The sequence below is a fragment of the Fusicatenibacter saccharivorans genome (assembly GCF_015557635.1).
Classification (GTDB): Bacteria; Bacillota; Clostridia; order Lachnospirales; family Lachnospiraceae; genus Fusicatenibacter; species Fusicatenibacter saccharivorans.
Genome location: NZ_JADNOP010000004.1, coordinates 70680 through 90221, shown reverse-complemented (window position 1 = coordinate 90221; position 19542 = coordinate 70680). Strand labels below are relative to the sequence as shown.

At 50.3% G+C, this 19542-nt stretch carries 17 protein-coding genes and 1 pseudogene; 10 read left to right on the top strand and 8 right to left on the bottom strand.

The genetic code is table 11. From position 1 onward, the window contains the following. Window positions 1-13: 13 nt before the first annotated feature. Both I2G42_RS16665 and I2G42_RS04750 read right to left on the bottom strand, forming a co-directional pair. Entirely contained in the window at window positions 14-2692 is a 2679-nt protein-coding gene (locus I2G42_RS16665; RefSeq protein WP_195530795.1) for a sensor histidine kinase, read from the bottom strand. A 16-nt stretch (window positions 2693-2708) separates the two neighbouring features. After that, complete coding sequence (locus tag I2G42_RS04750; RefSeq protein ID WP_195530794.1) at window positions 2709-3404, bottom strand: response regulator transcription factor; 696 nt, start codon at window positions 3402-3404, stop codon at window positions 2709-2711. 244 nt (window positions 3405-3648) lie between these two features. Between I2G42_RS04750 and I2G42_RS16955 the strand changes: the two genes are divergently transcribed. From I2G42_RS16955 to I2G42_RS04710, 8 genes are all read left to right on the top strand, one after another. Next, window positions 3649-4053, top strand: a complete 405-nt coding sequence (locus I2G42_RS16955; protein WP_195530821.1) for a GGDEF domain-containing protein — start codon at window positions 3649-3651, stop codon at window positions 4051-4053. 420 nt (window positions 4054-4473) lie between these two features. Then, entirely contained in the window at window positions 4474-5868 is a 1395-nt protein-coding gene (gene mgtE, locus I2G42_RS04740) for a magnesium transporter (RefSeq protein ID WP_022461398.1), read from the top strand. Window positions 5869-6069: 201 nt separating this feature from the next. Then, window positions 6070-7458: an alanine/glycine:cation symporter family protein gene (locus I2G42_RS04735; protein WP_195530793.1), complete on the top strand. Its 1389-nt coding sequence runs from the start codon at window positions 6070-6072 to the stop codon at window positions 7456-7458. Window positions 7459-7518: 60 nt separating this feature from the next. Then, window positions 7519-8424, top strand: coding sequence for an alpha/beta hydrolase (locus I2G42_RS04730; protein ID WP_055219163.1), 906 nt, complete (start codon window positions 7519-7521; stop codon window positions 8422-8424). Window position 8425: 1 nt separating this feature from the next. Next, on the top strand, window positions 8426-9166 hold the full coding sequence (locus tag I2G42_RS04725) for a LytR/AlgR family response regulator transcription factor (protein ID WP_055219161.1): 741 nt from the start codon (window positions 8426-8428) through the stop codon (window positions 9164-9166). A gap of 51 nt (window positions 9167-9217) precedes the next feature. Continuing rightward, a complete protein-coding gene (locus I2G42_RS04720; protein ID WP_055219159.1) occupies window positions 9218-9877 on the top strand; it encodes a sensor histidine kinase in 660 nt (219 codons plus the stop codon). A gap of 184 nt (window positions 9878-10061) precedes the next feature. Further along, window positions 10062-11864, top strand: a complete 1803-nt coding sequence (locus tag I2G42_RS04715) for an ABC transporter ATP-binding protein (protein WP_118719930.1) — start codon at window positions 10062-10064, stop codon at window positions 11862-11864. Continuing rightward, the gene (locus I2G42_RS04710) at window positions 11864-13684 is read left to right on the top strand and encodes an ABC transporter ATP-binding protein (protein WP_195530792.1); all 1821 of its coding nucleotides are present in this window, start codon (window positions 11864-11866) and stop codon (window positions 13682-13684) included. The genes I2G42_RS04715 and I2G42_RS04710 overlap by 1 nt, the downstream gene beginning before the upstream one ends. A 109-nt stretch (window positions 13685-13793) precedes the next feature. On the opposite strand, the gene I2G42_RS04705 is transcribed toward I2G42_RS04710, so the two are convergent. The 4 genes and pseudogenes from I2G42_RS04705 to I2G42_RS04690 all read right to left on the bottom strand — a co-directional run bounded on the left by I2G42_RS04705 (window position 13794) and on the right by I2G42_RS04690 (window position 15833). Further along, window positions 13794-14399 (bottom strand): NUDIX hydrolase, encoded by a 606-nt coding sequence (locus I2G42_RS04705; protein ID WP_173828064.1) that lies wholly within the window; start codon window positions 14397-14399, stop codon window positions 13794-13796. Between the two features lie 18 nt (window positions 14400-14417). Next, on the bottom strand, window positions 14418-14675 hold the full coding sequence (locus tag I2G42_RS04700; RefSeq protein WP_173816022.1) for a hypothetical protein: 258 nt from the start codon (window positions 14673-14675) through the stop codon (window positions 14418-14420). Window positions 14676-14756: 81 nt separating this feature from the next. Next, a pseudogene (locus I2G42_RS04695) lies at window positions 14757-15164 on the bottom strand (glycoside hydrolase family 3 N-terminal domain-containing protein); the annotation flags it as partial. A 30-nt stretch (window positions 15165-15194) separates the two neighbouring features. Beyond that, complete coding sequence (locus I2G42_RS04690; RefSeq protein WP_055265555.1) at window positions 15195-15833, bottom strand: bifunctional 4-hydroxy-2-oxoglutarate aldolase/2-dehydro-3-deoxy-phosphogluconate aldolase; 639 nt, start codon at window positions 15831-15833, stop codon at window positions 15195-15197. Window positions 15834-16037: 204 nt separating this feature from the next. Here I2G42_RS04690 and I2G42_RS04685 point away from each other — a divergent pair, with 204 nt between their 5' ends. After that, the gene (locus I2G42_RS04685; RefSeq protein ID WP_117802480.1) at window positions 16038-16913 is read left to right on the top strand and encodes an AraC family transcriptional regulator; all 876 of its coding nucleotides are present in this window, start codon (window positions 16038-16040) and stop codon (window positions 16911-16913) included. A gap of 54 nt (window positions 16914-16967) precedes the next feature. Further along, complete coding sequence (locus tag I2G42_RS04680; RefSeq protein ID WP_173828063.1) at window positions 16968-17231, top strand: hypothetical protein; 264 nt, start codon at window positions 16968-16970, stop codon at window positions 17229-17231. Between the two features lie 147 nt (window positions 17232-17378). Here the strand turns inward: I2G42_RS04680 and I2G42_RS04675 are convergent, their stop codons facing one another. Further along, entirely contained in the window at window positions 17379-18335 is a 957-nt protein-coding gene (locus I2G42_RS04675; protein ID WP_022461361.1) for a D-2-hydroxyacid dehydrogenase, read from the bottom strand. Window positions 18336-18510: 175 nt separating this feature from the next. Beyond that, the gene (locus I2G42_RS04670; RefSeq protein WP_117804836.1) at window positions 18511-19296 is read right to left on the bottom strand and encodes a hypothetical protein; all 786 of its coding nucleotides are present in this window, start codon (window positions 19294-19296) and stop codon (window positions 18511-18513) included. Window positions 19297-19542: the final 246 nt, after the last annotated feature.

Here is a 19542-nt window from a genome sequence, read left to right as displayed (position 1 = left end):
TTTTCAACACTTCTCAGGCATCCTGCTGTGCTTCCTCCTGTACCGCTTCCGGTACGATCATCGGAGGCATCGGTTTTTTCTCCTTTACAGCTTCATCAAACGTAATCGTAACCTTGAACAGGTCGCCGTCCAGATAAATGTTGAAGCTTCCATGCTGCAATACCGTCAGGTTCTTTGCGATTGAAAGACCCAGGCCGCTGCCCTCGGTGCTCCGGCTGACATCGCCGCGGATAAAACGCTCCGTCAGTTCATCTGCCTGGAAGTTCAGCGGGTTCTCGGAAATGTTCTTAATCGAGAACTGAATCTTTCCGTCTTTTTTGATGGCATCCACATAAACCCGTGTTCCCGGCATGGCATATTTGCAGACATTTACGTACAGGTTTTCCAGCACACGCCAGATGCGGCGGCTGTCCGCACAGATCAGAAGCGGCTCCGGCTGAAGAATACAGATCAGATCAAGATTACGGCTTTCAAACCGCTCGGTAAACTCTCCGTTCACCTGCTGTACAAGTTCGTTCAGGTTCAGGTTCATAAATTCCAGTTTAATGTTTCCGGAACTGATCTTCGATGCCTCGACAAGGTCCTCCGTCAGCTGTTTCAGGCGCTGTGATTTTTCGTCGAGTACGCGGATATAATCTTTCGCTTTCTCGTTTTCAATATTTTCCCGTTTCAGCAGATCGACATAATTAATAATAGAAGTAAGCGGTGTCTTGATATCGTGTGATACGTTCGTGATCAGATCCGCTTTTAAGCGCTCGCTCTTCATCTGCTCCTGCACTGCCGCTTTCATTCCCTCTCCGAGCGAATTGACAATTCCGGCAAGCTGAAGGTTGTCTTCCCCCTGCAGCTCCGTCAGGTCAATCTTGTAATCCAGATCGCCCGCAGCAATCTCTTTTAAGCCATGTTCAATCTGTTTTCTTCCGGATGCCTCGCGCAGCAGAAGAAGCAGCACTGCGGCATCCATCACCAGGGTAAGGAATACGCCGAACATTCCGAAGCCGCAGCAGAGAATGATCTGCACGCCGCAGAAAACGCAGAACATAAGGATCGTTCGCTCCGACTCCTGTCTGCCTTCATAGAAGGTTCTTCCGGCAGACACGATCCGGTGGCCGACGCAGTACAAAAACGACTGTTTCCAGACGTTGCGTGCTTTGATCCGGCGCACCAGTGAGCAGTACGGAATCAGTGTGATCAGAAATCCGGCGAGAATGCCCGATGCGGCCACCAGGCTTCGCCATGTATCTGCTTCATTTCCATAGGATCCGCTGTAGATGTAGTTTCCGTCAAAATTCTGGATATAATGAACGCCGCCGTAGGAAAGTTCGATGCAGACAGCAACGATTCCAACTGCTCCCATCACAATCAGGATGGCGGCTGCAGCTGCGATTTCCGTGTACCACTGATCGAAAAAGTAAAGGCGGATTTCTTTGTTTTTTCCATTTCTTCCTGCCTGCAGTGTGAACAGGACCAGGCAGACCAGCGTTCCGATTCCGCCAACTGCAATCATCAGAAGAAGGAGCTGCATTTTCGGAAGCCACTGGCTGTAGATCTCACTGTACTGGGAGAAATAGTCGCTTGCTGCCAGATCCGGATCCAGTGCAACAAAGATCTTCTGATAATTATCTGCAATCTGATTGTTCAGCAAATAGCTTCTCGCTGCTTCCACGGCCGGGCTGTTTTTTCTTGTTGCATAAGAACGGACTTTGTCGGCACCGCCGGTCCGGTCAACAACAAAGGCGAACGGATAGGACGATTTCTGCGCAATGGCTGTTGTGTAACCATTTTTCCAGGAATCCACATTCGTATAGATATTTCCTTCTTTATCCTCCAGACAGTACCAGAGATTGGCATCGTCCGCATCGACGCTGATGCCGCTCTCCTGGTTTTTAAAAGCAGCAACTTCTTCCGTGACCCCGGAAAGTGTCATGTACAGATCGCGGATGGATACCTTTTTCAGATTTGCCGCCGCGTACTCATAGAGGTACGTTCCCGCTTTCGTTTTCTGCGTTTCCAGGCTCATTCCCTGATCGTATAGATACAAAAACTGGGAGGAAACATCAGCAGGATCAATTTTTTTCTCTTTCAGGCTTTTCACTGCATTATCGGAAGGAAAGTAGACCTCGCCGTCCGGGGAAAAGCTGTCAAACGTCTCTGCATCTGCCGCGCTCACTTCTTCGGTGAGTGCGGCTACATCCGTCTCTTCTGTTTCCTGGCTCACGTCAGTTCCATCTTCGTATGCAAGATAGGCTTCTTTGTCAATTCCGGCATCGTTCGTCGCATAATTGTCCGCAGTATACGCTGCCACCTCATTGAGGTCTGCGCTGCTGCCGTCATCGTACATCTTGACAAGCTGGTCAATGGTGTACGTTGTACTTATCCCGCCGCTTCCCTCTCCATCGGTTGCAAAAGCACGGTAATCAATCTCTTTTGTTCCGTCGTATCGACCGTTTGTGCCGAATTTACTCATATCATTATAGTAGCTCATGACGTTATGAAGCTGCCGCTGCACCAGTGTGCCGCATGCGGTGGTTTCTTCAAACGCATACTTTTTTGCTGCCGCATTCGGCGTCAGGCCGACGCTGGAAAGCATCAGTGTCTGAATGCCCCCGAACAGCGCACTGGCGGCAAAAACGATCAGCAGAAGAAAAACGATCAGCTTCCCCGTCAGGCTGTAGAGTTTTCGTTCTTTCACAATTATTCACTCCTTATTATTGTTTCTCAATCTTATACCCAATTCCCCATACAACTTTCAGATAGCGCGGCTCCTTCGGGTTGATTTCGATTTTCTCACGGATGTGACGGATGTGGACCGCAACGGTGTTGTCCGCACCGATCGCCTCCTCGTTCCAGATGCTCTCGTAGATCTGTTCAATCGAAAATACCTTGCCTGGATTTTTTACCAGCAGCAGGAGAATGTTGTATTCGATCGGGGTCAGTTTGACTGGTTCGCCCTCGACGCTGACTTCTTTTAAATCGTCGTTGACGAGAAGACCCCCGACCTGATACACATTTTCTTCGTCGTCCGCCGGAAGATTTCCAAGTTTCGTGTAGCGCCGCAGCTGAGATTTCACCCTCGCCACCAGCTCGAGCGGATTGAACGGCTTCGTCACGTAATCATCCGCGCCGATGTTCAGTCCCAGAATTTTGTCCACATCCTCTGATTTTGCGGACAGAATAATGATCGGAATACTGCTCTTTTCCCTGATTTTCAGCGTCGCACGGATGCCGTCCAGTTTCGGCATCATGACGTCGATAATCAGCAGCTGAATCTCCTCCCTCTCGAGCATCTGGATGGCCTGCATGCCGTCATATGCTTTCAGCACATGATAGCCCTCCTGGGTCAGATAAATCTCAATGGCGTCTACAATCTCTCTATCATCATCACATACTAAAATGTTGTACATTTCTTCTTTCTCCACCTTTCATTTTTTCTTTTCCGGCACTTTTTTCCGCGCCGGACCTCCCACATGATTCAAAGATGATTGTACCGCAAATTCCCTCAAGTTGCCAGATGTCTTTTGTTTTCATCCTTACTGTACCAAAGGAATCTTTAGGTCCGCAAAGGAAAATCTTAAGTTTCTATAAAGTTTTGTCTGTGAATTCAGAGCTCAAACATTTTTTAGACAATTGCAATTATTTTCTTAGCACATCCTGCTTGCCGTCTATGCGGATCTCAATAATTTAAAGATTATCAATGACCGGTACGGCCATGAAGAAGGGGACTTCTCTATCCGCCTCACCGGACAGTTTCTGCAGGATTCCTTCGGGAAACGCGGTGTCTGCGGACGCATCGGCGGCGATGAATTTGTATGCCTTGTGCCGTGCTCTGGCGCAGCGATGTCCGTGGATCTGTATCGGACCCTGCACTCTGCTTTCGACCTCTTTAATAGAACGAGCGAAAAAGCATATAATATTACCGTTTCCACCAGCTTTTATCTGCTTCCCGGCGATACGGAATCCACACTTCAGGAGATGCTCGCGCATGCGGATGCAATGCTTTACGAGGAGAAACAGAAACGAGATAAGAATGTTGCGAAAATTTTACCAAAATAGGAATTGATTTTTTTCTGGAAAGCAGTTAGAATACTTGAGGGATGATTTTTGAATCCCGTATTTCAAGCGAAACAGACCGGCAAAAACGGCTGTTTGATCAAAAAATTTCTAAAAAAAGGCAGGTGAACAGAATGGATAGTTGTGATTCTCATGGGCGAAGTACCAGCATAGGACGGGAACCGGAAAATATGCAGGATGACGGCCATCCTTCTGTCCTGCTTTAATCTTAAATATTTTCCCTTCTTATCCTATGAAAACCCGAAGTAAGACACATGATCCAAACCAGTTTTGAAACGTAATTCTCTGGTTCTTTTTTCGTGTGCTTTTACTGCCCTGTGAGGGTTCCAACATGCTTTTTCGCACCGACAGCACGCATGTTTTTTTCTGCTGTCAAAAAAAAGAATGGAGGATAACGAAAAAATGGAAAAACGAGTACAGGATTATACCCAGGAGATCCTGGATACAATCCGCAGTAACTCTTCTCCGGCTGTCATGGGCAGCCGCCTGGAAGATTACCACGAAAATGACCTGGCAGATGTTCTGCCGCTTTTAACGGTTCCGGAGCGATGCAAACTGTACCGCATTCTGGACACGGACATGCTGTCCGATATTTTTGAGTATGCTGAATCCGACAACGTAGCCGAGTACCTCGAAGAGATGGATGTCAAAAAAGCCGCTTCCATCCTCTCCAAAATGGAGACCGATGCACTGGCCGAGGTTCTGCAGAAACTCGACAAAGCAAAGAAAAAACTTCTGATCGAACTGCTCGATCCGGAAGTACGCCACGATATTGAGATGATCGCCTCCTTCGATGAAGATGAAATCGGCAGCCGCATGACGACAAACTGCATCATCATCCGCGAGGATCTGAATGTCAAACAGGCGATGAGCAGCCTGATCGATCAGGCCGCAAAGAACGACAACATCTCTACCATCTTTGTTGTCAATGCGCAGCAGAAATTTTACGGAGCGATCGATCTGAAAAACCTGATCATCGCAAGACGCGACGAGACGCTCGAGGATCTGACCGTAACTTCTTACCCGTACGTATATGCAGAGGAGCCGATCAACGAGTGTATCGAAGAACTGAAGGATTATTCCGAGGATTCTATTCCGGTCCTCGACAATGACAACCGCCTGCTCGGTGTCATCACATCATCAAACATCATCGACCTGGTTGATGATGAGATGGGTGAGGACTACGCGATGTTCGCAGGTCTGACCGCAGAGGAGGATTTAAAAGAGCCGTTAAAAGACAGTATGAAAAAACGTCTTCCATGGCTGATCATCCTGCTCGGTCTTGGCATGCTGGTTTCTTCTGTAGTCGGTATTTTCGAACAGGTTGTCACAACCCTTCCGATCATCATGACCTTCCAGTCCCTGATCCTTGACATGGCCGGAAACGTTGGTACCCAGTCCCTGGCTGTTACCATCCGTGTCCTGATGGATGAGTCCCTGACCGGAAAACAGAAATTACAGCTTGTTTTCAAGGAAATGCGCATCGGTTTCTGCAATGGTCTTCTGCTTGGTGTTCTGTCCTTTGCTGTCATCGGACTTTTCATCTTCTTATTCAAGGGAAAGACCATGATGTTCGCATTTTCCGTTTCCGCCTGCATCGGCATCGCACTGCTGCTGGCAATGCTGATTTCCAGTGCAGTCGGCACCTGCATTCCGCTGTTCTTCAAAAAGATCCACATCGATCCGGCGGTTGCTTCCGGTCCGCTCATCACGACGGTCAACGACCTTGTCGCTGTTGTTACATTCTATGGCCTGAGCTGGCTGTTCCTGATCGAGATGCTGCATCTCGCAGGCTGATCTTTTGATACGACTGAAAAATTTTTAAGAGGCAGATATCAACTTTTTCTGGTTTCGGAAAAAGCTGATATTTGCCTCTTATCTTTTCTCTTCCCTTCTTTACATTCCAAACAGAAACCGATATAATAGCAGGTAACGGTGCTTTTATGCTTTGACGTTTCACAGTGCCGCAAATATTTTGAAATGAGGGTTTTTGAAAACATGATTGTCAATCTCATCACCACAGTCTACAACTTTCTCTGGGGCGATCTTTTTACGATTCCGCTCCCGGGCGGCGGCAGTCTCGGAATCTCCCTTCTGATTCTTCTGCTGATCCCAACTGGCATCTATTTTACGATCCGGACACGTTTCCTTCCCATCCGTCTGTTCCCGGACATGATCCGTGCCCTGTCGGAAAAGAAAAATGAAAAAAGCAGCCTTTCTTCTTTTCAGACACTGATCGTTTCCACCGCAACGCGTGTCGGTATGGGAAATCTGGTCGGCGTTGTCGCTGCAGTCTCCGCCGGAGGCGCAGGTGCTGTGTTCTGGATGTGGGTGACGGCTATCATCGGCTCGTCTACCGCGTTTATCGAAGCTACGCTCGCACAGCTTCACAAAGAAGAAGATCCTCTGTACGGCGGCTACCGCGGCGGTCCTGCCTACTACATTCACGATCTGGTTGAAGACCACCTCAAGAAGAAAAAACGATACGTTCTGCCGGCTGTCCTGTTCGCCATTGCCGGCCTGATCTGCTGGTGCGGCATCAGTCAGGTAATCAGCAATTCCGTAGCTTCTTCTTTTAAAAATGCATTTTCCATTCCGCCGCTTTACACCAGTATCATGCTGGTGATTCTTTCTGCAATCATCGTACTGCGGAAAAATGCAACCGTAAAGGTGCTGGATTTTGTAGTTCCTGTCATGGCAGTCTGCTATTTCTTTATCACACTGTTTATCATCGCAGTCAACTTCCGTCAGATTCCTTCTGTGTTTGCACGCATTTTTGAGGAAGCCTTCGGACTTCGTCAGATGGCAGCCGGCGGTTTTGGTGCTGTTCTGATGAACGGTGTAAAGCGTGGTCTGTTTTCGAATGAAGCCGGTTCCGGCTCCGCTCCATGCGCCGCTGCCGCCGCAGAATGTGACCGCCCGGCCAAAGCAGGCCTTGTACAGGCGCTCGGCGTTTTTGTTGACACAATCGTCATCTGCAGCTGCACCGCAATGATTATGCTGCTTGCACCAAAGGATCTGATTAATGGCCTTTCCGGCATGGATCTCTTGCAGACCGCCATGCAGTATCATCTGGGAAAATTCGGTGTGATTTTTATCGCACTTACGCTGTTTTTGTTCAGCTTTTCCACGTTCCTTGGCATTTTGTTCTATGCAAGAAGCAACGTTGCCTACCTGTTCGGTGACAAGTGGTGTTTCCAGACCGCTTACAAGGTTCTGGCACTTGTGATGCTGTTTATCGGAGGAATTGCCGCTTACACGTTTGTGTGGGATCTCGGTGATGTCGGTATCGGGCTGATGACAATTTTCAACATTATTGCACTGTATCCACTTGCAGGTGAGGCGCTTTCCGAGTTAAAATCATATGAGGAGTCGAAGAAATTGTAAATCCTGTGGATTGCTGTTTCGGACCGAAAAAGGGGTTTTAGAAAAAGGAGGTTTTTACACATGATCATTGAACCATCAAACTACACGTATGAGACAATGCCGGACTACACAGACGCGGTAGACGGCGCCGTGGAAATTCCGGTGACCGGAGAGGAAATTGAGATCCGCTATGCGCATGAAGTTGTCTACGACGAGGCGCACAATCTTCATCTGGAAATTTTCACACCATTCCAGATGGCGCACCCGGAGCGCACCTGGCCGTGCATCACATTTATTCAGGGATCCGCCTGGATGAAACAGTATGTCTACCAGAAGGTCGGCATGATCGCCCGTCTGGCGCAGCGCGGCTACGTTGTTGCAATCGTCGAATACCGTCACAGCGGAATCGCACATTTCCCAGCGCAGATCATCGACGCAAAAAATGCGGTACGTTTTCTGCGTGCGCATGCGGAGGAATACAAGCTGAATCCATCGCAGATGTTCCTGATGGGAGATTCTTCCGGCGGACAGGTTTCTTCCGTTGCCGGCATGACCGCAAAGAGCGGAAAACTTGACGAGCCGATCAATGAGGAAAGCTGCGAGGTATGCGGTATTATCGATCTGTACGGAGCTGTTGATGTGACACTGCCGTACGGCTATCCGATAACGCTGAACCATCAGAAACCAGACAGCCCGGAGGGCATGCTGATGGGCTATGACATCACCGAGCATCTTGAGGAGGCTAAGGCAGCCTGCTCCAAAACATACGTGAACGAGGATTTCCCGCCGATGCTGATCGCACACGGCACCAAGGACACGATGGTGTTCTGCCAGCAGAGTGTCGATCTCTACCACGCATTAAAGGATGCCGGAAAAGATGTACAGCTGTATCTTCTTCGCGGCGCAGACCACGGCGGTGCAGCATTCTGGACCGAGGAAATGATTACCGTTTACGATAACTTCTTCAAAAAATGTTTGGGTGAATAACATGAGAATTGCTTACTGCGAAGATGAACCGGCGCAGCGTTCCCGGATGGAACTGCTGCTCCGCACCTTTGCGGAGCGAAAAAGGCTTCCTCTGACCGTGGAAGCCTTTTCAGACTCCGCCGCTTTTCTGTTCCAGTATCCCGGCTCGTATCCGTTTGATCTCATCTTTCTCGATATTGATCTCGGCGGAATGGACGGCATGGCGCTGGCGCGGAAAATCCGTGAAACGGACAGTGAGGTGCCGATTCTCTTTCTGACGAATCATAAAGAATATGTTTTCGAAGGATATGAGGTGCAGGCGTTCCGGTATCTCTTAAAGCCGGTGACAGAGGATACACTGTTTCCGCTGCTCGAGGAGCTGCAGGCGATGCGCGGACAGGAAAAGCCGCATCTGCTGCTTTCACTTGGCGGGGAGACGCAGAAGCTGTTTCTCTCCGACCTGCTTTTTGTGGAATCCGATAATCATTATCTGACGCTGCATACAGCCGCCGGAATGGAAACTTTTAAGAAAAATCTGTCGGAGTTCCGCGAAGAACTTTCTGCCGCATGGCAGGCTTCTGGTGAGACGGGGGAATGTTTTGCGGCCGCACACCGGAGTTATCTTGTGAATCTCGCTCATGTGGAGCGGATCACGCGGACGGAATGTCTCTTGTCGGACGGAACAAAAATTCCGGTCAGCCGCGGATGCTATGCATCACTCAACCATGCGTTCCTGCAGTTTTACCGGCCGAATGCGTTTTAAAGGTTTTGCATTTTTTAATTTCCAATTCCGAACGAACCGAGGTGATGTTTCATGGCGCACATTCCATTTTTATCCCATTATCTGGAACGCAAAAATATCGAATACCAGAACCAGCTTCTCGCCCGCCAGGTCGAGGAAGTGCAGAATATCTATCTGACAATGCGCGGCTGGCGCCATGATTACCACAATCATCTGCAGTCAATGAAGGCATATGTTGAGATGGGACAGTATGATAAGCTGCAGGAATATCTCGGGCTGCTCGAAAATGATCTCGATCAGGTCAACCAGCTCTGCGACTCGGGGAATGTGAATCTCGATGCGATTTTAAATTCCAAAATTTCACTCGCCGAAAAGAACGGCATCCGCGTGGATTACAAGGCAGCCTGCCCGGCCAATCTTACGGTGAGTGATATTGATCTCTGCGCGCTGATCGGAAATCTGATTGACAATGCGGTGGAAGCATGCGAGGGCCTTGCGGATCCCTATATCCGGCTTTATATTGGTGTGCTGAAAAACCAGCTGTATATTTCCGTTACGAATGCAACAAAGGATACTGTGCGGAAGCTGGACAGCGAGTATATCACCACGAAGCGCGGAAATCACGGGCATGGGCTGAAACGGATCAATCTTGTTGTGGAAAAGTACGAAGGATATATCAACCGGCAGAACGAGCCCGGCGTTTTCGTGACGGAGATTATGCTGCCGCTGTAAAAAGCTCTTTCCAGAATTTTTTGATTTTGTCCGATGATTCTACAGAAAAATTTTGCAGAACGTGAACACTTTTTTTGCTGTTCGCGTTCTTTTTTGTTCCATTTACGTACTTTTCCCCCGTGTTTTGCATGAATATGGTAGGATAACTACAGTTCACGAAAGACATGTGACAGAGGAGGTCTTTATGTATTCATTATGGTCTAACTACATTTATATTCATCGGGAGCTGTGGCATTACAGCAAAAAGCCGTTTCTCTTTCAGGCACTCGAAATCGTCTCACAGGTGCTCACCGGCTTTTTCGGGATTCTGCTTCCTGCCGGGATTCTCCTGTTTCTGGAACAGAGCAGCGGCTTTTCCGGATTTGCACTTGGAACGCTCGTTCTCTTTCTTTGCTATGCCGTTGTTTTTGTCAGCCACACCTTTCTGCAATCGCGGAACGCCTGGCAGTATACCGAATTCCGGACCGGCTTTTTTACGCGCCGCCTTCTCTGTCATTTCATGCAGATAGATTATGCGGTTCTGACAGAACCAAAAACGCTGCAGCTCGCCGAAAAAGCCGTCGGAGCCACCTGCAGCAACTGGGTCGGCGTGGAAGGCATGTTCCGATACGATGTCACAATTTATTCTTCGTTTCTTGGGCTGATTCTCTACGCAGGACTGATCGGAACCGTCCATCCGGCTATCATTCTTCTGCTGCTTGTGCTCTCGGTTCTGCAGTTTCTCAGCTACCGCCGCGCGGCTTCTTACGAAGTCCGCCGCAGAGACGATCTGTCTGAAATTGAAGTATCGCAGCGCTATTTCCAGAAACAGTCGTACAACACATCCGCCGGAAAGGATATCCGTCTGTATCAGCTGAACGGATGGCTCGATGGTGTTTATCGCCAGCTCAACAAGCGGTATCAGAAAATTCTGTTCCGCATCCGCAGCGCCTACTTTGCAAATGATCTGCTGACACTTACACTACAGCTTCTGCGCGACGGAATCTGCTATGGCTTTCTGATTTACCGTCTATCCCACGGCACGATGACCGTATCCGGCTTTGTGCTTGCGCTCGGTGCCGTCTCCGGTTTTTCTTCATATTTTAACGAGATCACCGCCGCGCTCTCCAAATCCGTGCTCTGTCTCGAGCAGATCCGCTGGCTGCGGGAATTCTTCGATCTCCCGTTCCCTGCAGGCCACACGCTGCCGTTCCGGCCGGAACTTGCGGAAGAAAAACCGCTGGAAATCTGCTTTTCCCACGTCTCGTTTTCCCATCCGGGCGGCGATAAAAGGATCCTCGATGATGTCAGTTTTACACTCCATGCGGGCGAGCATACGGCACTTGTCGGCATCAACGGCGCCGGAAAATCCACCATTGTCAAGCTGATCTGCGGGCTATATCAGCCAACGGAAGGGAATATCACCATCAACGGCATTCCCCTTGGCAGTCTGAATCCGGCACAGTATTACAAAGCAATCGCGGCGGTCTTTCAGGACCCGTTTGCACTCTCGTTTTCGATTGCAGAAAATGTGAGCTGCTCCCCACTGGAAGAGACCGATCGTAACCGTTGCCGAGAAGCACTCATCCGCGCCGGACTCTTGGAAAAAATTGCAAGTCTGCCGCAGAAAGAAGAAACCTATCTTGGCAAGGATATGGCGGACGACGGCATTACGCTTTCCGGCGGTGAAATGCAAAAACTGATGATGGCGCGGGCACTCTATAAAAATTGCCATCTGCTCCTGCTCGATGAGCCGACGGCTGCGCTCGATGCAATCTCGGAAAATAAAATGTACGAAACCTACAGCACACTGCTGAAAAATAAGACTGCGCTTTTCATCTCGCACCGTCTTGCATCGACACGCTTCTGCGATACGATCCTGTTTCTCGAAAACGGAAAGATCAAAGAATGCGGAACCCACGATGAGCTGATTGCCCTTGGCGGATCGTATGCGCATATGTTTGAGGTGCAGAGCCAGTATTATCAGGAAACGGAGGAAGATATCTGATGAAAATGAAAGAACGGTTTCATGCCATCTGCCGCTTTTTAACTATGGTGAGCCAGGGCAATCACCGCGTGCTGTTCTGGCTTCTCGGAAGCGCTTTTGCAGCTGCAACGCTGCCGTATCTCTCCTTGTTTTTCTCGGCGCGAATTTTGAATTTACTGCTTGCAAAGTCGTACCGCGCCTGTCTGTATACTGTTGTCGTCTTTCTGCTTACGCAGTATGGGCTGGGATTGTTTGAAAAAATCTGCCGTCAGTATCTCGACGGCCAAAAAGAACTCTGTCTTGCACGCACGGAACAGAAAATCACCGCAAAGGCGCTGGAGCTGGAGTTTGAGAAATTCGAAAAAACAGAGACGATGGATGCCATCCGGCGCACCAACGTCTCCTCCATGGGATCGGGAAATGTGGGTGACCAGCTCATTGTCATTCATACGCTGATCACTTCCCTGCTCTCGGTTCTCTATGCCCTGTTTTTCCTGCTCCGTCTGTTTCTTCTGCCCGACAGCAGCAGGAATAACTTTTTCACCTCGTCGTTTTCGATGCTTGCACTGCTCCTGCTCTGTGGTGTGCAGCTTGCACTTTCCTCCCGCATCAACCGCAGGAGTACGCAGAAAAAGATAGAGCTGAACCAGGGCAACGACCATTCCAACTCGGTTGCCAATTATCTCGTTAATGTGATGCTTGAAGAACGGCGCGCGGACGATATCCGCATCGGTCATCTCGATCATTTTCTCGACGTACAGTTTGGAAAAGCCATGGAACACTTTCTGCCGATGTACCTCGACTTCGCCCGCTTCTCCGCCATCACAGACGGAAAAAACGCGCTGCTTTCGCTCCTTTCCAATTTCGCTGCGTACCTTGTGATCGGCGCCAGGGCTCTGTACGGCGTTCTCCCCATTGGGGATGTTCTTCTGTATGCCGGTTCCGTGACACGCGCCATGAGTGATCTTCAGACATTTCTCGCAACCGGATCGGAGTTCGACTATATCAATTCCTATCTCTCGACCTATGAGGATTTCATTGCGCAGCCGTCTATGGCCTACGACGGTACACTGCCGATTGAGAAACGCGACGACGGCCAGTACGAATTTGCGTTCCACGATGTCTCATTCTCTTATCCCGGTACGAATATTCCGGTACTCGAACATGTGACACTGTCCTTTGCCGTCGGCGAAAAAACCGCCCTCGTCGGCCGTAACGGAGCCGGAAAGACAACACTCATCAAGCTGCTCTGCCGCCTGTATGAGCCAACTTCAGGTTACATCACCCTGAATGGCATTGACATCCGCAAATATAGCTACAAAGAGTACACGCAGGCATTCTCCGTCGTTTTCCAGGATTTCCACCTGTTTTCCCTCCCGCTCGACGAAAACATCGCCGCCGGAACCGAGATTGATGAAGCTGCTTTGCAATCCTCTCTTGCAAAAGTCGGTCTCACCGACCGTGTACAGCAACTCCCGCAGGGCGTCCGCACCCGCCTTTACAACAACAACGGCTCCGGTGTCGACCTTTCCGGCGGCGAGGCCCAGCGCACCGCCATCGCCCGCGCCCTCTACAAGGATGCCCCGTTCGTCATCCTCGACGAGCCGACCGCAGCCCTCGACCCGATCGCTGAGGCCGAAATCTACAAACAGTTCAGCCAGATGACCGCCGGTAAAACGGCTGTCTACATCTCCCACCGCATGAGCAGCTGCAAATTCTGCGACCGTATTATCGTCCTTGACCACGGCCGCATTGCAGAGGACGGCACCCACGGCACCCTCCTCGCAAACCACGGCATCTACGCCAATCTTTACGAAACCCAGGCCCAATACTACACCTGAGTCCTCACCATCCCGTCCCCCACAACGTAAATGGGAGTCAGAAAAACACAACCCCTGGCAGTTCGTGCTAAGAACTTCCAGGGGTTGTGTTTTTCTGGCTCCCCTCCACTTATTTCAGGAATGCAAACGGCTCCTCATCATGAATAAAATGCATCAGATGATACGAGCACATAATCGCTACATTCTCTTCTCTGAGGATTCTCTTTGCCTCCTCACGGTCCGCCAAGACAACCTCAATAACTTCGCTCTCCTCCAAGTATTTCCGGCTGATCTCACCCTCACACCAGCCGTAAACTGCGGAGCATGCCTCGTCCGTCATTCCAATGGTTGTGAAGAACGGTTTTTCATAACACGGATCTACTTTTAACGGGTGGAACGTAAGCCCCGTCTCCTCGTGCATCTCACGCACTGCCGCTTCGTGGAACTCCTCACCTGATTCTACGAGGCCTGCCGGAAATTCGTAGATGTAGTCGTCAATGGAAACACGGTACTGGCGAACCAGAACGATTTTATCGCGCTTCTCCCCGTACAGACTGTACATCAGCACGCCGTCCGGCGTATTCTTCTTCGTCTTGATCTTCAGCGCTTCCATCGTTTTCGCGCGCGAAGCAACATAGTAACGGAACGGGTGATCCACCTTGTTCTTCCCTTCCACCAGATAAAGATTTACATATGGATTCTCCGTCTGTTTCGTGATTTTTTCAATCTTCGGCATGGTATCGCTCCCCCTTCTTTACGCATCAAAATCAGTCTCAAACACGCCCTCCGGGGTGCGCATCGTCAGCACGCCGAGGTTGAATTCATCATCCATCACCGTGATGTGGTACTCGAAAATCACATCATCATCAAATTTCGATAATACCACATAGGAACCGTTCTCTTTTCCCTCGATCTGGTCGCAGATGTCATCGTAAACATCGCTTCCCGAAATCGGCCGCGGATAGCCGGATTCTTTGATTTTCTTTTCAATCATTTCATATAATTCGTTCATGTTCTGCCCTCGTTTTTCTTTTTATCGGTTATGTTTCATTGTACCACGAAAAGACCCGCGGGGACAATCCATTGCGGCGATTCACCGTGAACTTTTTTTATTTTCATACATCTTCTGGTCCGCCTGTTTCATGATGACGGATTCCGAGATTTCCATGTTTTCCCGGACCATTCCGCCGACGGTGCCGTTGATTCTGTTGTACGCCGTCATGATGCCCTCTGCGCCGCTCTCCTCAATACATCTGCGGAACGGCTCGAGATACAGCTCATATTTATTCCGCGGGTCAATCGAAGAGTTCTTCCAGCCGCGGCCGACCTCGGTGTTGTTTCCATAGAAGTGTTTCAGGGTTGATGCACAGCGCAGATATTTTGGATCGTCGCCCTGCATTCCCTCGATGTAAGCGCCGGCCATTTTTCCGGTCAGCACAGGGTCCTCGCCGTAGCACTCCTCGTTTCTTCCCCATCTCGGATCACGCTCGAGGTCAACGGTCGGTGCCCAGCGGCTGCGGGAAGGATGTCGTCACGTCCGGCTTTCCTTTACGATCTCAACCGCCTCTTTCACCAGCTCTTCAATGCGGTCGAATTCGTTGTTTTCAATCATCGTATTTTTTACCATCCAGCTTCCGCCGCATGCTGCGATGCGGTCGTATGCCAGGTATTCTCTTACATTCTGCGGGTTGATGCCGCCGGTCGGCATGAATTTCATCATGGTGTACGGTGCTGCGATGGCACGGATGTATTTCAGTCCGCCTGCCGGTTCTGCCGGGAAGAATTTCACCATGGTGAGCCCAAGACCGATCGCCTGCTCCATCTCAGTCGGGGTCACGATGCCCGGGATCACTGGTACTTCGTGTGCCTGACACCATTTTACTACCTCCGGGTTGAGACCCGGGCTGACGATAAATTTTGCTCCGGCTTTTACGGCGCGGTCCGCCTGCTCGGTTGTGAGCACAGTTCCGGCTCCCACCAGCATCTCCGGGAATTTTTCACTCATAATGCGGATGGATTCTTCTGCCGCATCGGTGCGGAAGGTCACCTCGGCGCAGGCAAGTCCGCCCTTGCAGAGAGCTTCGGCAAGCGGCTCTGCTTTTGCTGCATCCTGTAAAACGACAACCGGCACAATGCCGTATGTTCCAAGCTGTTCGAGAATCTGATTCATGATAGCTGTTCCTCCGTTTTGATCTTTATCTGAAATTTATTCTGCATTCTGTTTTTATTTTATTCCCTTGTATCGTAACTGGACAAGTTGTTTTTTTCTATTGTGCGGATTGCCGAATACATTGTAAAACTTGCTGTTTTGTGATATGCTGGGAATTGTTGTTATGGTTCAAAAATATCATTTTTTTGCAAGGATGCTTTTATTATGAAAGAAAAACTGCAGACGAAATTTGCCACCCGGCAGTACATGATTTCGGATACGTTTGAGTTATACTATTACAGCACCGACGATGTGCCCGGCGTAAAAGAACATACGCATACGCATTATGAGTTCTATCTCTTTCTCGAAGGGGCGATCTCACTGGAAATCGACGGAGTGCTCTACACACCGACGCCCGGCGATCTTCTTCTGATTCCGCCCGGCGTACCGCATCATCTGGTGATGCACGACCTGTCTGTGCCGTACCGCCGCTTTGTGTTCTGGGTCAGCACCTCTTTTGCAGAGCAGCTCCGCGCCCGTTCCGCCGACTACGTTTACCTGATGGAATACGCTGCCGAAAATCAGAAATATCTGTTCCCGCTCGATTCCGTCGAGTTCAACACGATCCAGTACCGCACCATCCGCCTGATCGAAGAAATGCGGTCCGATCATTTTGGAAAAGAGACGCAGATTTTTCTCTACGTCAGCGACCTGCTGATGCAGATCAACCGAACGGTGTATGAGCAGCATCACCCGCTCACCCGGAAAGCACAGCTCTCGCTGTATGAACAGCTCTGTTTCTATATTGATGAGCACCTGTCCGAGAATCTGTCGCTCGAACGGCTGGCGGCGGAACTTTTTGTGAGCAAATATCACATTGCACACGTTTTCAAGGATGAAATCGGCATGTCGATCCACCAGTACATTTCCAAAAAGCGGCTGGCAAGGTGCCGTGAAGCGCTGCTCGGCGATGTACCGGTCACAAAGGTGTATCTGCTGTTCGGATTTCACGACTATTCGAGTTTTTACCGCGCGTTTAAAAAAGAGTACGGAATCTCGCCGAAGGATTTTAAAGAACTGCATACCGTTACCAGCGATTAACACGGTCGTTCCAAATGCACTGTTCACTTTGTACTTTTCAGGAGGATTTTTAATATGTTTCAGATGTGGGGAAAATTAGTGAAAAACAATCATATTCTTCAGGATCTTACCGTCTGCATCGACGATGAGGATACCAGAACGCACAAGGTCTTCCGTGCGCTCGATGAAATCTGTGATGCCTGGAATCTGGCGAAGCCGATCTGGCTCGATACGAATATTTCGGAGTTTAAACGGAGATCGAAAACGCGGTTCACACAGGATAATTTTATTGAATCGCTGGAGTTTGATTATCTGGAAATTCAGATTACAGAGGAATAATGTTCTCTCGTTTTTGCAGCGAATAAAGCAAATGCAAAAGCCGGGCATCCGGCGGAACCTGGGAGCGGCTGTTCTTACAGTCCCCTCTGCGGTTCCGTCGGATGTCCGGCTCTTTTTATGTATTTTGTCCCTGGCTTTGTATCCCTTTTATACCACGCGGTTTTCCATGCCGCCTTCCAGGTACGAAGCAATATTTTTCTGCACCAGTCCGATCAGGCGCGTGCGGGCTTCCTTCGATGCCCAGGCGATGTGCGGCGTGATGTACAGGCGGTCGTCGTCCGCCATTTTCAGCAACGGACTGTCACTGCGGATCGGCTCGCTGGAAAGTACATCGAGCGCTGCTCCGGCGATCAGGCCCTCTCGCAGGGCACAGCAGAGGTCACGCTCATTCACGATCGAGCCGCGGCCGACGTTGATCAGAATTGCGTTCCGCTTCATGTTGGCAAACGTTTCGATATTCATCAGGTTCTCGGTCGCCTCATTTAACGGGGCGTGGATGGAAACCACATCAGAATCCTTCAGCAGACGATAGAGATCGACCCGCTCGTAGTCCGGATCGTCGTGTGCACCGGAGGTGGAGTAATAGATCACACGGCAGCCGAATGCCTGTGCAATCGAAGCCACTTTTCTGCCGATCGCGCCAAGGCCGATGATGCCCCACGTCTTGCCCTCCAGCTCGGTGAACGGTCTGTCCATGCAGGTGAAAAGGCTGCTGGCGGCGTAGCTGCCGTTTTTTACGTAATCATCGTAATAACGGAGTTTTTCTGCCAGATAGAAGTACATCGCAAAGGTGTGCTGGGCCACGCTGACGGTGGAATAGCCGGCGACGTTCGTCACGGCGATGTTGTGGCGCTTCACATAATCGAGATCGATGTTGTTGATGCCGGTTGCGGTGACGCAGATCAGTTTCAGGTTCTCCGCGCCGGACAGGGTGCGGCTGCACATGCGCACCTTGTTGCAGATGACAATATCCGCCTCCCGCACACGCTCCGGGCATTCCTCCTCCGTTGTTTTTTCATATACTGTCACTTCTCCAAAACGGGAAAAGCCGGACAGATCCATGTCCTTTCCCAGTGACTCTGCCTCAAGAATTACAAGTCTCATGTTGGTTCCTCCTTTTGCAGATGATGATTCTGCTTTATCCGGGAAAGCAGTGCCGCCTGTCTGTTTTGAAAGACGGCACTGCCTGAAATATTTTTATCTTAGATACCTGCGGACTGCCGATTCGGAAATATGGTCATGTCGATATGCCATGCTCCCCGGCCTGATCCCCTGGTATTTACACGTATTCGCTGATAATCTCCCTCATCAGCTTCTCTTCCTCTGGCGTCAGCATTCCGGCAAACCTGCTCTCGGCCGCGGCGGTCTGGCGGATGCCCTCCCTGACTTTCGAAATCCTCGCTTCTTTTTCCGGATCTGCGAACAGTTCATTCCTCTCTTTGGCGGACTCGCTTCCCGCAGTCTGCGCTTTTGCTTTCGCCGCTCCGGTTCCTGCCTGTGCCATGGTTTCCGCCTGCACCGGCTGCCGTTCGGTCTGCTGTACGGTTTCCAGCACCGCACTCTGTTTCGTCGCTGCAAACTCATTTTCCAGATAGTCTGTCCAGCCGTTCAGCAGAATTTCCTCTTTTCCGCCGAAATCCAGACAGAGCCGGAAAAAGACAAGGCATCCGGCGAGCGCGGTGCCCGTTCCGAGGTAGCGCATCAGCTCCGCCTCTCCATAACGGTATCGGTAGATCGCCCACAGCGAAAGAATCGACAGCGCCAGAACCGTGAGGATCATATTCTGGCTTCCGCGCAGAAGCGTCGGGACTGCCATTCCCGCTGACCTGCCCTGTGCAATCTGGCTGCGCATAAACGCCCCGGCATTCGAAAAGGGATGCGCTTTTCTCTGACACGTTTCCAGCACCGACCTGGTCCATTTCGACTTTGGTTCCTTCAGCCTTCCGAGATCGCGGATGGCCCGGGTGTAGAAACGGTTATTCCAGAACAGGCACCACACACCGGCGATTCCTGCTGCTATCATTGCGTATAAGAACACATTTTGTTTCACACAAAACTCCAGCATTCTTATTCCCCCTGATGATTTTTGAATTTGCCTGTCATGATCATATGCCGGTGCTTCCGTTGCGGTGCATCGGCGGATGCCGCGGCAGAATTTGCGCGCACAGGATTCTTCCGCTGGCATATCGGCAGTGGAGACGTGTTACAGTTCACAGGTACCTGGGAACTGTAACATTCGCAGCCCTCATTGAAAATTTTGCTTCGCAAAAGGAGGGCTGCTCACACCTGAATCACTTTCTTACGCAGCAAA

Coding starts and splice junctions, on each gene's coding strand:
- I2G42_RS04750 (WP_195530794.1), bottom strand. CDS start 3,404: ATGTACAACATTTTAGTATGTGATGATGATAGAGAGATTGTAGACGCC.
- mgtE (WP_022461398.1), top strand. CDS start 4,474: ATGGAAAAACGAGTACAGGATTATACCCAGGAGATCCTGGATACAATC.
- I2G42_RS04735 (WP_195530793.1), top strand. CDS start 6,070: ATGATTGTCAATCTCATCACCACAGTCTACAACTTTCTCTGGGGCGAT.
- I2G42_RS04730 (WP_055219163.1), top strand. CDS start 7,519: ATGATCATTGAACCATCAAACTACACGTATGAGACAATGCCGGACTAC.
- I2G42_RS04725 (WP_055219161.1), top strand. CDS start 8,426: ATGAGAATTGCTTACTGCGAAGATGAACCGGCGCAGCGTTCCCGGATG.
- I2G42_RS04720 (WP_055219159.1), top strand. CDS start 9,218: ATGGCGCACATTCCATTTTTATCCCATTATCTGGAACGCAAAAATATC.
- I2G42_RS04715 (WP_118719930.1), top strand. CDS start 10,062: ATGTATTCATTATGGTCTAACTACATTTATATTCATCGGGAGCTGTGG.
- I2G42_RS04710 (WP_195530792.1), top strand. CDS start 11,864: ATGAAAATGAAAGAACGGTTTCATGCCATCTGCCGCTTTTTAACTATG.
- I2G42_RS04705 (WP_173828064.1), bottom strand. CDS start 14,399: ATGCCGAAGATTGAAAAAATCACGAAACAGACGGAGAATCCATATGTA.
- I2G42_RS04700 (WP_173816022.1), bottom strand. CDS start 14,675: ATGAACGAATTATATGAAATGATTGAAAAGAAAATCAAAGAATCCGGC.
- I2G42_RS04690 (WP_055265555.1), bottom strand. CDS start 15,833: ATGAATCAGATTCTCGAACAGCTTGGAACATACGGCATTGTGCCGGTT.
- I2G42_RS04685 (WP_117802480.1), top strand. CDS start 16,038: ATGAAAGAAAAACTGCAGACGAAATTTGCCACCCGGCAGTACATGATT.
- I2G42_RS04680 (WP_173828063.1), top strand. CDS start 16,968: ATGTTTCAGATGTGGGGAAAATTAGTGAAAAACAATCATATTCTTCAG.
- I2G42_RS04675 (WP_022461361.1), bottom strand. CDS start 18,335: ATGAGACTTGTAATTCTTGAGGCAGAGTCACTGGGAAAGGACATGGAT.
- I2G42_RS04670 (WP_117804836.1), bottom strand. CDS start 19,296: ATGCTGGAGTTTTGTGTGAAACAAAATGTGTTCTTATACGCAATGATA.